This window comes from Nocardioides sp. Soil777 (assembly GCF_001428425.1).
In the GTDB taxonomy this organism is placed as follows: domain Bacteria; phylum Actinomycetota; class Actinomycetes; order Propionibacteriales; family Nocardioidaceae; genus Nocardioides; species Nocardioides terrigena.
In genome coordinates, this window is the sequence record NZ_LMSN01000019.1 from 387,048 (window position 1) to 399,468 (window position 12,421).

Here is a 12,421-nt window from a genome sequence, read left to right on the forward strand (position 1 = left end):
GTTCCTTCCGAGGGGATCACTGTGGGGTGCGGAGGGTGGCGCAACCGGGGCAGGTGCCCCAGTAGACGACCTCCGCCTCCTCGACCGCGAAGCCGTGGTCGTGGGAGGCGGTGAGACACGGAGCTTCGCCGACGGCGCAGTCGACGTCGGCGATGGCGCCGCACGAGCGGCACACGACGTGGTGGTGGTTGTCCCCCACCCGCGCCTCGTACCTCGCGACCGACCCGGCCGGCTGGATGCGACGCACCAGGCCGGTGTCGGTGAGGGCGCGCAGGACGTCGTACACCGCCTGGTGCGAGACCTCCGGGAGAGCGCGACGGGCACCACGGATGATGGCGTCGGTGTCGGCGTGCGGGTGTGCGTGCACGGCCTCGAGGACCGCCAGCCGCGGGCGGGTGACCCGCAGGGACGCGCTCCGCAACAGGTCCTGGAGCTCCTGTGCGTCGGTCATGGCCCGAGTCTCGCGCCTCTTCTGGAGCCAGTCAAGATTGACGCGCCGAGCCACGCGGCAACCCTCCCTGCCCGATGAGCCGTACCTGGCCGGGCTGGATGCGTACGCTTGTTCACGATCCGGACACCCGAGGGGGCACCTGACATGAGCACCCGACCGGGTCGCACGCCCGGCCCGCGACGTCCGGCCGGCACCCCCGTCGGGCCCGACGAGGTCCGACGTGCGGTGCTGGAGGCCGCCGCACTGCTCTTCGCCGAGCGAGGAGTCGACGCGGTGTCCTTGCGTGACATCGCGGCACAGGCAGGCGTCCACCTCGCGCTGATCCCTCGCTACCTCGGCAGCCGGGACGAGCTCGTGATCGCCGTCTTCGACCACCTCTCCGACCGGGTCGCCCAGGCGGTCATGGACAACCCCCTCTCCGGACAGGGGTTCACCCCCGACACGGTCATGGGGCAGTGGGTCCGGGTCGCGGGGGCTCTCGCCATCTCGGGGCGGATCCGGGAGAAGCGCTCCGACTTCAACCCCGTGACGGCCATGGCCGCGACCCTGGCCGAGGGGTACGGGCTCGACGAGCTGTCCGCGCGCGTCCGCGCGACCCAGATCGTGGCCGCAGCACTCGGGTGGCGGATCTTCGAGGACTACCTGCTCGAGGCCGGCGACCTCCAGGACGTGCCGCTGCAGGACCTGCGCGACGACCTCGCGCACAGCGCGCGGCGTCTCGGCGCAACGCCCTGGCCCTCGCCGCCCAATCCCACGCCCCGGCACGACCAGCGGAGCAGCTGAAGCTCCGACAGCCACTGCGCCGGGCGGCTCGTACGTCGTTTCAGGTCCCGGCCCGGACCGGCCAGCCCCGGCTCCCGGCGACCGCGGGACCTTCGGCACTGTCATGTCGACCCAGCGGGTGGTGCGATGTGAACAGTCGTACAAGTTGGACTCCACTCCTTGATCCCGGGCGATGTCGTGGGGCCCCCGAGCGAAGGACGAGCCAATGACCGAGAACGTGTCCTCGACAGTTCCCCTGGACTGGAGCGAGGTCTACTACACCAACTGCCCCCTGGTGTCGGCGAGCAACGTCGACCAGGAGCTGGGCTGGACGCGGGAGGAGTTCAAGAAGATCGGCGTGCAGTATGCGTTCCTGCGCTCGCGCCGCGAGAACAACTGGTACCCGCACTACATCCACAACCTGGACAACCTGATCCGCTTCGGTGGGCTGTTCCCGCCCGTCCACGTGCACGCGGATCTCCGCCGCACGGTGCTGCTGGGCGCCACCCACGCCCCCCACGAGGGCGGCTGCATGCTGGTACGGGCCCGCGACGACATCTACCGGATGACCGACCTGCGCGGGAAGAAGATCGGTCTCACCAAGAGCCTGAACACCATCAAGAACGACTGGTGGCGCATCCAGGAGGAGCAGGGCATCGAGCTGATGCTGCGGATGAACGGCATGACCCGTGACGACGTCGAGATCGTCGAGTTCCCCTACCCCGACGACTGGTACGACAAGCCGGAGATGCTGGACCCGATGGACAACCCGTCGGAGCTGTGGCTCAAGCGCGACCACAAGCACGACCTCGCGTTCCGCCCCCTGGAGACCTCGCTGGAGAACGGCACGGTCGATGCGATCTACACCCAGAGCAAGCCCTTCCAGCACCTGCAGGAGGAGACGGGCAAGTTCAAGGCGATCGAGGACCTCTCCCGCTACCCGGACTGGACCCTGCAGGTGGCCAACATCCCGGCGGTGATCACCTGCACCACCGAGATGGCCGAGCAGCACCCCGAGCTCGTCGTCGCCTTCATGAAGGGGATGATCAAGGTCGGACGCTGGGCCAACGACAACAAGCGGGCCGCCGCGGTGATCCTGAACCGGCAGACGTTCTACGCCGACGTCGACGACACCTACGAAGGCATCAAGCACATCGACATGGTGCCCAACTTCTCGCCGAAGAACATGGCCTCGGTCGAGATCGGCAAGGACTTCATGCTCAGCCACGGCTACATCAAGAACGACTTCGACGTGTCGGAGTGGGCCGCGCCGGAGTTCCTCGAGCAGGCCGCGAAGCAGCTGCTCGAGGAGGAGTGGGCACGGCTCACCCTGGAGAAGGTCGGCACCGCCGAGACGCTCGGCATCGAGCACGTCCGGGTCGGCTGACTCCGATGGGAAGAAGGAGATCGCGATGACCAAGTCCGCGATGCAGATGCTCGAAGAGGCCAGGGCCGAGGTCGGCGCCGTGGCGCCCGTCGAGGCCGCCGCCCAGGTCACCGCCGGGGAGGCGGTGCTCCTCGACGTGCGCGAGGGCGAGGAGTGGCAGCACGGCCACATCGACGGCTCGGTGCCGGCGCCGCGTGGACTGCTGGAGTTCCTGGCGGACCCGACCAGCCCTCGCCACAAGACGGGTCTCGACCCCGCGCGCCGCGTGATCGTCGTGTGCGCGTCCGGCACCCGCGCCACCTTCGCGGCCGCCACGCTGAAGACCCTGGGCTACGTGGACCCGGTGGTCCTCGAGGGCGGGATCACGGCGTGGGCGGCCGCCGGGCTGCCCGTCAACGAGCACGAGTACACCGGCATCTGAGTTCGGCCCTGCCCTGGCGGCGACACACTCACCGCCAGGGCACCGCAGCCGACCCGACCCACCCGTGCACGAGGAGGCGAACCGACCATGGACGTCACGGTGGTCGTGGTGGCGATGGCGGCGCTGTTCGCCTGGGGCCTGCTGTCCCACCGGCTCGAGCGGGCCGACCTGACTGCCCCCATCGCGTTCATCGCCGTCGGGGCCGCCTTGGCCGGGCTCGACCTGGTCGACGGCTCGTCGGACGTCGAGACGGTCACCCCGCTCGTCGAGGTCACCCTGGTGTGGGTGCTGTTCTCGGATGCCGCCCGGCTGCCGTTCCAGCAGCTGCGTCGGGACCGGGGCCGGTACCTCAGGCTGTTGGCCGTCGGCCTGCCGCTGACCATCCTGAGCGGCTGGCTCGTGGCGGACTGGCTCTTCCCCGGACTGGGCCTCTGGCTCGCCCTCCTCGTCGGGGCGGCCCTCGCCCCCACCGACGCCGCCCTGGGGATCCCGGTCGTGACGAATCCACTCGTGCCCGCCCGCATCCGCCAGCTCATCACGGTCGAGAGCGGCCTCAACGACGGCATCGCCACTCCCGTGGTGATGCTGGCGATCGCCGGCGCCGCCGCCGCTGCCGGTCTCGAGCACGCCGAGGGTGCCGGCGGCGCCGCCCTCGAGCTGGTCCTCGGAGTCGCCGTGGGCGTGATCGTCGGCGGCGCGGGTGGCGCGGCCCTGAGGTGGGCGCGCCGACACCGGCTCGCAGCCGAGTCGTTCGCAGGAATCGCGGTCCTGGCGCTGGCGCTCCTGTCCTACGCGTGCGCGATCGTGCTGGACGGCAACGGCTTCGTCGCGGCCTTCTGCGGAGGGCTGGCCTTCGGGGTCTTCGCCGGTCGGCGCGCACCGGCCGAGCTGGAGTTCCTCGAGCAGACGGGGACCCTGCTGGCGTCGTTGGTGTGGATGGCCTTCGGAGCCATCGCCGTCCCCATCACGGTCGACGCCATCGACGCCACGACCGTCCTGTACGCCGTCCTGAGCCTCACGGTGATCCGCATGGTCCCGGTCGCGGTCGCCTCGATCGGGGCGGGTCTCGACCTCAGGACCATCCTGTTCGTCGGGTGGTTCGGCCCCCGCGGGTTGGCGTCCCTGGTGTTCGCACTGCTCGCCCTGGAAGCCCTCGGGAGCCACGCCGACGAGGCCGTCGCCATCCTGACGACCACGGTCCTGCTCAGCGTCCTGGCCCACGGGCTCACCGCGGCGCCGCTCGCCCGGCGCTACGGAAGGTCCGCCGCGGCCGCACCCGAGCCACGCGGCCCGGTGTCCGACCCGCCGGCCCAGTCTCCCGCGTAAAGGGAGCCGGACCCGTCAGAGCTGGGCGCTGTCCATCAGCTCACCGAGCTCGGTGAGGCTCAGCTCGCGCATCTCCCCCACCGGCAGCCTGCCGAGCTCCACCGGCCCGATGGAGGTGCGGGTCAGCTGGGTCACCGGGTGCCCGACGTGCTCCAGCAGGCGGCGCACGATGCGGTTACGACCCTCGTGGATCACGAGCTCGACGATCGTGCGGTCCCGCGAGGTGCGGCCGTGGCTACCCTCGACGATGCGGGCCCGGGACACCGCCACGGGGCCGTCGTCGAGCGTGACGCCGGCCAGGAGCTTCTTGATGATCCCCTTGTGGAGCTGGCCCTCGACCTCCGCGACGTACGTCTTCTCGATCTCGTACGACGGGTGCGCGAGGCGCTGGGCGAAGTCACCGTCGTTGGTGAGGATCAGCAGGCCCGACGTGTCCGTGTCGAGCCGGCCGACGTGGAAGAGCCGCTCGGGGCGGTCGGCCACCAGGTCGCCCAGGCAGCGGCGCCCCTCGGGGTCGGACATCGTCGACACCACGCCGCGGGGCTTGTTGAGCACGAGGTGGACGTGTGCCGAGATGGGCGGCAACCGTCGGCCCTCGACGCGGATGACGGCGGTGCGTGGGTCGACCTTGGTGCCGAGCCGCGTGACGACCTCACCGTCGACCTCCACGGCGCCCTCGAGCATCAGCTCCTCGCACTTGCGGCGGCTGGCGACGCCGGACTGGGCGAGCAGCTTCTGCAGCCGGATCAGCCCGTCCTCGTCGGTGTCGGGCCGCTGGGAGGCGGGGTGGGTGTCCTTCTCGTCGTGCGGCTTCATGCGGGCTCGGTGCCCCCGTCGGGCTCGGTGCCGGCACCACTGTGCGGCGAGTGCGGGTGGTGGGGTGCGGGCGGTGCCGTCTCAGGCGTCGGCTCGGTCGTCGGCTCGGGTGCCGCCTCAGGCGGCATGCCGGCCACGCTCGCCAGCTCGTCCTCGAGGTCGTCCATGTCCGGCAGGTAGGGCGCCAGCTCGGGCAGCTCCTCGATCGAGGTGATGCCGATCCGCTCGAGGAAGTAGGTGGTCGTGCGGTAGAGGTTGGCACCGGTCTCGCCGTCCTGCCCAGCCTCCTCGACCAGGCCGCGGGTCAGCAGGGTGCGCATCACGCCGTCGACGCTGACGCCGCGGATTGCCGACACCCGGGCCCGGGACACCGGCTGCTTGTAGGCGACGACGGCCAGGGTCTCCAGCGCGGCCTGCGTGAGCCGCGCCTGCTGCCCCTCCAGCACGAAGCCCTCCACCACCGCGGCGTACTCCTCGCGCGTGTAGTAGCGCCAGCCGCCCGCCACGTTGCGCAGCTCGAACCCTCGACCCTGCTCGGTGTAGGTGGCCGCGAGCTCGTCGAGCGCGGCCTCCACGTCGGCGACCGGGTGACCTACGACGGAGGCGAGCTGCACCTTGCCGAGGGGCTGGTCGGCCACCATCAAGATGGCCTCGAGCGACGGGTGGAGCGCGGCCACGGCGACGTCGAGCGTCTCCGGCGAGGCGTCGGTGTCGGTCACGTTCTCGATATCGGTGTCGCTCACGGGCTCTCCTCCTGCGGTAGTACCGGACCTTCGGGTGGCGACACGCCGAGATCCTCCACCCGATCGTCCTGTACTACCCCACCGTCGTCGGGCTCGGCACCGTCGAACTCGTCGTTGATGTCCACCTCACCCTCCTCGGCACCGGTCCAGCGGATCGTCAGCTCGCCGAGCGGGGTCACCTGGTCGAAGCCCACGGCACCCTCCCGGAACAGCTCGAGCAGCGAGAGGAACCTCGCCACGGTGGTGAGCTTGTCGGGCGAGTCCCCGCACAACGCTCGGAAGGTCATCGTCCCACTGCGGCGGAGCCGGTCGACCACGAGAGCCGCCTGCTCGCGGACGCTGACCCGGGCGGCGTGGATGTGCTGGAGCGAGACCTCCAGGACGGGCTTGGGCTCCATCGCCCTGGCCGCGAGGCGGGCGAACTGGTCGAGCCCGATCCCGATGAGCACCTCGGGCAGCAGGGAGGCGAAGCGGTCCTCCATGCCGACCTGGCGCGGGTGTCGCGTGGACTCGGCGGCGAGCCGCTGCTCGAGCACGCCGGCCACCAGCTTGAAAGCGCGGTACTGCATGAGCCGGGCGAAGAGCAGGTCGCGGGCCTCGAGGAGCGCGAGGTCCTCCTCGTCCTCGACGTCGCCCTGCGGCAGCAGGCGCGCGGCCTTGAGGTCGAGCAGGGTCGAGGCGACGAGCAGGAAGGAGGTCGTCTGCTCCAGGTCCCAGACCTTGCCACCGGCCTTGACGAAGCCGATGAACTCGTCGGTCACCCGGGACAGGGCCACCTCGGTGATGTCGAGCTTGTGCTTGGCGATCAGCGACAGCAGGAGGTCGAAGGGGCCCTCGAAGTTGTCGAGCCGGACCGCGAACGCCGGCGCCGCCTCGCCGCCGGTCACCTCGAGGTTCGCAGCGGAGGTCGCGGCGGTCGTCGTCACTCCTCGGTCAGCCGTCGCACGAGCGCGCTGTCGGCACCGTGGGCCTCGAAGTCGGCCAGCACCAGCGCCAGCGCCTCGCGCACCACGCGGCCACGATCGACCGCGAGGCCGTGGGTCCGGCGCAGCACCAGGCGGGTGTGCTCGATGTCGAGGAGCTCGTCGGAGGTGACGTAGACCGTCATCTTCTCGTCGTGGCGCACCCGGCCGCTGGGCTTGCGGGGAGCGGCGTCCGGCTCGGGCTGCGGGGTGTCGCTGACGGCACGGACGGCACGCTGCGGCTCGGCCTGGCCGCCCTCCGGTGAGGTGGGGCGGAAGAGGTCGTCGGCCGCCGGCAGGCTCACTCGGCGGGCCACCGGCCGAGCACCTCCTTGGCGAGCTGGCGGTAGGAGCCGGCCCCGGCGGACGAGGAGGCGTACGACGTGATCGGCTCACCCGCCACGGTGGAGTCGGAGAACTTGACCGTACGACGGATCACCGTGTGGAAGACCGTGTCGCCCCACGCCTGCACCAGGCGCTGCATGACCTCGCGGCTGTGCAGGGTGCGACCGTCGAACATCGTGCCCAGCACGCCGTCGACCTCGAGGCGCGGGTTGAGCCGCTCGCGCACCTTGTCGATGGTCTGCTTGAGCAGAGCCACCCCGCGCAGCGCGAAGTACTCGCACTCCAGCGGCACGATGACGCCGTCGGAGGCGGTGAGGGCGTTGACCGTCAGCAGGCCGAGCGAGGGCTGGCAGTCGATGAGGATGACGTCGTACTGGTCGAGCGCCGGCGCGAGCACCCGCTGCAGGGTCTGCTCGCGGGCGACCTCGTGGACGAGCTGCACCTCGGCGGCCGACAGGTCGATGTTGGACGGCAGCAGGTCCATGCCGGGCACGCCGGACGGGACCACGACGTCGTCGAGGGTCACGTCACGCTGCATCAGCAGGTTGTAGATCGTCAGGTCCATCTCGTGCGGGTTGAGGCCGAGGCCGACCGACAGCGAGCCCTGCGGGTCGAAGTCGACGAGCAGCACCTTGCGGCCGTACTCCGCGAGCGAGGCACCGAGGTTGATGGTGGTCGTGGTCTTGCCGACGCCACCCTTCTGGTTGCACATCGAGACCACCCGGGCCCGCGTGGGTCCGTCACCGACCGGGGGCGGCTCCGGGAACGACGGCATCGGACGACCGGTCGGGCCGAGCTGCTCGGCGGCCTCGACCTCGGTCAGCACGTCGCCCTGCGCCTGCTGCGCGCTCGGGCGCGCGATCTCGGGACGCTGGAAGGGAAGGGGGTCGCTCACGGGATGACTGTCCTCGGGGGAAGGTGCTGGATCGGGACGTCGGACGAGGGGAGGCATCTCCGACGCGCTGCTGCCGGACTGGCCCGGGAAGCCTGCGAAACCGCCACCACTCATGGACATCTCCTCTTGTCGACTCGTACCGATTGGACCACGCGGGACGCTGCTGGACTTTGTCGACACGGCGACATCTCCCCGAGAGTTCCGGGCGACTCTAGGACCGGTGGGCGGCAGCCACAACACGTGGGCCGCAACCCCCAGCCCGCCGGGCAAATCTGTGCACTCGGACCCGGTCCCCTGCACAGGTCGGGCCCGCCTGTGCACAAACCTGTGCACTCGGAACGGCCGCAGGAGTTGCAAAGGTACTACCTTTCAGGCAGCATGCTCCACCGACCCTGTGACCGCGCTCACAACCCGTCCCAGACACCGGAGCTGCACCCATGGAAAACCTCGAACCGGCGTACGGCACCGCCGTCCTGCTGCTCATCGCGGCGGCCGCCGTCGCGCTCCTCCTCTTCCTCATCATCAAGGTGCGGCTCCACGCGTTCATCGCGCTGGTGCTGGTCAGCCTGCTGACCGCCATCGCCGCCGGCATCCCCCTGGCGCTGGTCCCGGCGGCCTTGCTCAGCGGCTTCGGCTCCACGCTCGGATCCGTGGCCCTGCTGGTCGGCTTCGGCGTGATGCTCGGCCGGCTGCTGGAGGTGACCGGGGGCGCGCAGGTGCTCGCCGACAGCCTCATCAACCGCTTCGGCGAGCAGCGGGCGCCCTTCGCCCTCGGTGTCGCCGCCCTGTTCTTCGGCTTCCCGATCTTCTTCGACGCCGGTCTCGTCGTCTTCCTGCCGATCATCCTCACGGTGGCCCGCCGGTTCGGCGGCTCGGTGCTCTTCTACGCCCTGCCCGCGGCCGGCGCCTTCGCGGCCATGCACGCCCTCGTGCCCCCGCACCCGGGTCCGGTCGCTGCCGGCACGGCCCTCGGCGGCGACATCGGCGTGATCCTGCTCGTCGGCCTCCCCGTCGCGGTCATCTCCTGGTACGTCGGCGTCTACCTCGTCTCCAAGGTGCTGGGCAAGCGGTACGACGTCGCCGTCCCCGACCTGCTGTTCGGCGAGGTCAACGGCGGCGACGACCGGCCCGCCGCCGCTCCCCCGGCCTTCGGCACCGTGCTCTCCCTGCTGCTCATCCCGCTGGTGCTCATCTCGTTCAACACCGTCCTCACCACTCTGGTCGCCAACGGCACCCTCGAGGAGGGCCAGGCGTGGGTCGAGCTCCTCCAGCTGCTCGGCAACACCCCGGTGGCCCTGCTGGTCAGCCTGCTCGCCGCGATCCTCGTGCTCGGACGGCACAACGGCTCGTTCGACGAGACCATGAAGGTCCTGGACCAGTCCCTCGGCCCGATCTGCTCGATCATCCTCATCACCGGCGCCGGCGGCATGTTCGGTGGCGTGCTCCGCATCAGCGGCATCGGCGAGGCCCTCACGTCCTCGCTCTCCGACCTCGGCCTGCCGCTCCTCCTCCAGGCGTTCCTCATCGCCACCGCGCTGCGCGTGGCCCAGGGCTCGGCCACCGTCGCGCTGACCACCACGGCGGGACTGATCGCGTCCCAGGCCGCCGGGCTCGACAACTTCCACATCGCCCTGCTCGTGGTGGCCATCGCCGCCGGCGCGACAGTGCTCTCGCACGTCAACGACTCCGGCTTCTGGCTGGTGAGCCGCTTCTTCGGGATGGACGAGAAGACCACCCTCAAGACGTGGACCGTCATGGAGACCACGCTGGGTGTCAGCGCGTTCCTGCTGGCCGTGATCCTGTGGCCGGTCGCGGGCCTGCTGTGACCCACCGCGCCGCGGTGGGGTCAGTGGGCGTGGCCGAGGTCGGAGACGACCTCGGCACAGATCGCCGTCATGGCGAAGCGGGCCACCTCGGCCTCTCCCCCGGCGACCGCCTCGGCGACGACCTGGTGCAGCCGACGGGCCTCCTGCTTGGGCTCGGGCGGCATCAGGTCGTGGTCGGTGCGTCCGCGCAGGACCTCCTCGACCACGTCGGAGAGCCCGGAGAACATCATGTTGCCCGAGGCCCGGAGCAGCAGCCGGTGGAAGGCGACGTCCTGCTCGAGGAAGGTCCGGAGGTCCCCGGCGGCCCCGGAGACCTCCATCTCCTCGGCGATGCGCACGATCTCGGTGCGCTGGCCGTCGTCGGCGTGCGTGGCGGCCAGCGCCGCGGACGCGGGCTCGATGGCGGCACGGAGCTCGCCGAGCTGGTGGAGGAGCAGGACCCGGTCCTCGCCCTCCAGCCGCCAGCGGATCACGGCCGGGTCGTAGTCGTCCCACGCGTCCCGGGACAGGATCCGGATCCCGGTCCGGCGCCGGCTCTCGACCAGGCCCATCGAGACCAGCACCTGCACCACCTCGCGGGCGACGGTCCGCGAGACGCCGTACGCCTCCCCCAGCCACTCCAGGGTGATGACGGACCCCTCGGCCAGGTCTCCCCGCACGATGCGGGGGCCGACCTCGGCGAGGACGGTGCTGTGGGCGGTCGACACGAGCAGCACCCTAGCCGCGAGCCGGCCGCCACGACCGGCCCCGACACGGGCGACCGGCCGCGGCACGTGGTGGTGATGGGCGTGTCCGGCACCGGCAAGACGACGGTGGCGGCCCGACTGGCCGACCGCTTCGGATGGACGTTCATCGAGGGCGACAGCCTGCACCCGCCGGCCAACATCGAGAAGATGTCCGCCGGCATCCCCCTCGACGACGACGACCGGCGCCCGTGGCTGGAGGCGCTGGCCTCGATCCAGGCCTTCCACCACGGCGACGGGGTCTCGACGGTGCTCACCTGCTCGGCGCTCAAGCGGGGCTACCGCGACGTGCTGCGCGGCGGCGTACCGGACGGCACGGTGTTCTTCGTCCACCTCGCCGCACCGTTCGAGGTGCTGCGGACGCGGATGGAGTCACGCGAGCACTTCATGCCCCCGTCCCTGCTGCAGTCCCAGTTCGACACGCTGGAGCCGCTCGGCACCGACGAGCCGGGAACCGTCCTCGACGTCTCTCAGCCACTCGACGCCGTCGTGCGCGCAGCCCGGGCGGCCGTCGGGGAAGCGTAGGCGCGTACCCCCACCTCCAGGGTCCTGCCCGTCGCGTCTCGGCCTCGGAGGCAGTTCCCCGAGCGCGCACGCGGCTAGTCTCGTCACGTGAGCGAAACGGATCCGCCCACGCCGCCCGGGAACGACGAGGCACCCGGCGACCTGCCGCCGCTCCTCGATCCGGACACACCCTCCCCGGCACACCAGATGGTGCGGGTGGCGCTCACCCTGCTGCTGCTCTACCTCGTCTTCGGCGTCCTGATCCCGAGCTTCGCCTCCTACGAGGACGTCTGGGACGCGCTCACCTCGCTCGACCCGGTCATCGTGATCCTGCTGGCCGCGCTCACCTTCGTGGTGGAGGGCTGCAAGGCCGGCGCGTTCGCCCTGCTCATCGGGCCGCTCCGCTTCCCCGACGCCTTCCTCGCGCAGGAATCGGCCGCCGTGGTCTCCAACACCGTGCCGGGACCCTCCGGCACGGCAGCGCGCTACGGGATCTACCGCAAGCTCGGGATCAGCACCGAGGACTTCGCCACGTCGTACGTCGTCAACAGCTCGGTCAGCAACGTGCTCCCCCTCGTCCTGCCCTCGATCGGGCTCGCCCTCCTCTCGACACAGGAGGACGTGCCGGGAGCCGTCTGGACGCTCGCCCTGGTCGGCCTCGGCATCTCGCTCGCGCTTCTCGTCCTGGCGGTCCTCATCGTGCGCAGCGAGCAGTTCGCCCGCGCGTTCGGGGCCCGGCTGGGACGGTTCCTCAACTGGCTCCGCGGGATGGCCCGCAGACCCCCGGGCGACGACCTCGGGGACACCGTCGTGGAGTGGCGCAGCAACGTGGTCGGCCTCTTCCGCACGCGCGTCCTCGGCCTGGTGGGCCTCTTCGTGCTCCGTGAGATCGCCACCTACCTGATCCTCCTCGCCTCGCTCCGCGGGCTGGGCGTCGGCGCTGGCATCCTCACCGCCATCGAGGTCTTCGCCGTCTACACGGTGGTCCGCCTCGCGACGCTCGTGGAGATCACCCCCGGCAACGTCGGTATCACCGAGGCGCTCTACATCAGCGCCTTGAACTGGGCGGCGGGCGGCCGCGAGGCCGACGCCATCGTGGCCGCCGTGTTCGTCTTCCGGATGTTCACCTACCTGGGGCCCATCCTCATCGGTGGCGTGTGCACGGTCCTGCTGTCGCGGCGGTTCCGCAGGGCCGGAGCGGGGTCCGCGTCCTGACGGCACCTCCACCCGGTCGGCTCGT

General features: G+C 70.9%; 14 protein-coding genes. 7 read left to right on the plus strand and 7 right to left on the minus strand.

What is annotated here, in order from left to right; genetic code table 11:
* Positions 1–16: 16 nt before the first annotated feature.
* Positions 17–451 (minus strand): Fur family transcriptional regulator, encoded by a 435-nt coding sequence (locus tag ASG88_RS20230; protein ID WP_056889237.1) that lies wholly within the window; start codon positions 449–451, stop codon positions 17–19.
* A 144-nt stretch (positions 452–595) separates the two neighbouring features.
* On the opposite strand from ASG88_RS20230, the gene ASG88_RS20235 reads away from it, so the two are divergent.
* The 4 genes from ASG88_RS20235 to ASG88_RS20250 all read left to right on the plus strand — a co-directional run bounded on the left by ASG88_RS20235 (position 596) and on the right by ASG88_RS20250 (position 4,347).
* Entirely contained in the window at positions 596–1,234 is a 639-nt protein-coding gene (locus ASG88_RS20235; protein WP_056889238.1) for a TetR/AcrR family transcriptional regulator, read from the plus strand.
* A gap of 205 nt (positions 1,235–1,439) precedes the next feature.
* Positions 1,440–2,600, plus strand: coding sequence for an ABC transporter substrate-binding protein (locus ASG88_RS20240; protein ID WP_056889239.1), 1,161 nt, complete (start codon positions 1,440–1,442; stop codon positions 2,598–2,600).
* A 25-nt stretch (positions 2,601–2,625) separates the two neighbouring features.
* Positions 2,626–3,021, plus strand: a complete 396-nt coding sequence (locus tag ASG88_RS20245; RefSeq protein WP_056889240.1) for a rhodanese-like domain-containing protein — start codon at positions 2,626–2,628, stop codon at positions 3,019–3,021.
* A gap of 87 nt (positions 3,022–3,108) precedes the next feature.
* Complete coding sequence (locus ASG88_RS20250; protein WP_056889241.1) at positions 3,109–4,347, plus strand: cation:proton antiporter; 1,239 nt, start codon at positions 3,109–3,111, stop codon at positions 4,345–4,347.
* 15 nt (positions 4,348–4,362) lie between these two features.
* On the opposite strand, the gene ASG88_RS20255 is transcribed toward ASG88_RS20250, so the two are convergent.
* Genes ASG88_RS20255 through ASG88_RS20275 form a run of 5 tightly spaced genes read right to left on the minus strand, consistent with a single transcriptional unit; the run spans position 4,363 to position 8,108 of the window.
* A complete protein-coding gene (locus ASG88_RS20255; RefSeq protein WP_056889242.1) occupies positions 4,363–5,163 on the minus strand; it encodes a pseudouridine synthase in 801 nt (266 codons plus the stop codon).
* Positions 5,160–5,906 carry an SMC-Scp complex subunit ScpB gene (gene scpB / locus ASG88_RS20260; protein WP_082600800.1) on the minus strand — a complete coding sequence of 249 codons (747 nt, stop codon included), beginning with the start codon at positions 5,904–5,906 and terminating at the stop codon, positions 5,160–5,162. The genes ASG88_RS20255 and scpB overlap by 4 nt, the downstream gene beginning before the upstream one ends.
* Positions 5,903–6,832: a segregation and condensation protein A gene (locus ASG88_RS20265; protein WP_082600802.1), complete on the minus strand. Its 930-nt coding sequence runs from the start codon at positions 6,830–6,832 to the stop codon at positions 5,903–5,905. The genes scpB and ASG88_RS20265 overlap by 4 nt, the downstream gene beginning before the upstream one ends.
* Complete coding sequence (locus ASG88_RS20270; protein ID WP_056889243.1) at positions 6,829–7,185, minus strand: hypothetical protein; 357 nt, start codon at positions 7,183–7,185, stop codon at positions 6,829–6,831. Before ASG88_RS20270 ends, ASG88_RS20265 begins: the two co-directional genes overlap by 4 nt.
* Positions 7,170–8,108 carry a ParA family protein gene (locus ASG88_RS20275; protein WP_321163836.1) on the minus strand — a complete coding sequence of 313 codons (939 nt, stop codon included), beginning with the start codon at positions 8,106–8,108 and terminating at the stop codon, positions 7,170–7,172. Before ASG88_RS20275 ends, ASG88_RS20270 begins: the two co-directional genes overlap by 16 nt.
* 437 nt (positions 8,109–8,545) lie before the next feature.
* Here ASG88_RS20275 and ASG88_RS20280 point away from each other — a divergent pair, with 437 nt between their 5' ends.
* Complete coding sequence (locus tag ASG88_RS20280; RefSeq protein ID WP_056889244.1) at positions 8,546–9,934, plus strand: GntP family permease; 1,389 nt, start codon at positions 8,546–8,548, stop codon at positions 9,932–9,934.
* 20 nt (positions 9,935–9,954) lie between these two features.
* On the opposite strand, the gene ASG88_RS20285 is transcribed toward ASG88_RS20280, so the two are convergent.
* Positions 9,955–10,641, minus strand: a complete 687-nt coding sequence (locus tag ASG88_RS20285; RefSeq protein ID WP_056889294.1) for a FadR/GntR family transcriptional regulator — start codon at positions 10,639–10,641, stop codon at positions 9,955–9,957.
* Between ASG88_RS20285 and ASG88_RS20290 the strand changes: the two genes are divergently transcribed.
* Both ASG88_RS20290 and ASG88_RS20295 read left to right on the plus strand, forming a co-directional pair.
* Positions 10,627–11,202: a gluconokinase gene (locus ASG88_RS20290; RefSeq protein WP_235534931.1), complete on the plus strand. Its 576-nt coding sequence runs from the start codon at positions 10,627–10,629 to the stop codon at positions 11,200–11,202. The genes ASG88_RS20285 and ASG88_RS20290 overlap by 15 nt on opposite strands.
* Positions 11,203–11,289: 87 nt before the next feature.
* The gene (locus ASG88_RS20295; RefSeq protein WP_157559850.1) at positions 11,290–12,396 is read left to right on the plus strand and encodes a lysylphosphatidylglycerol synthase transmembrane domain-containing protein; all 1,107 of its coding nucleotides are present in this window, start codon (positions 11,290–11,292) and stop codon (positions 12,394–12,396) included.
* The last annotated feature ends 25 nt before the right edge of the window (positions 12,397–12,421 follow it).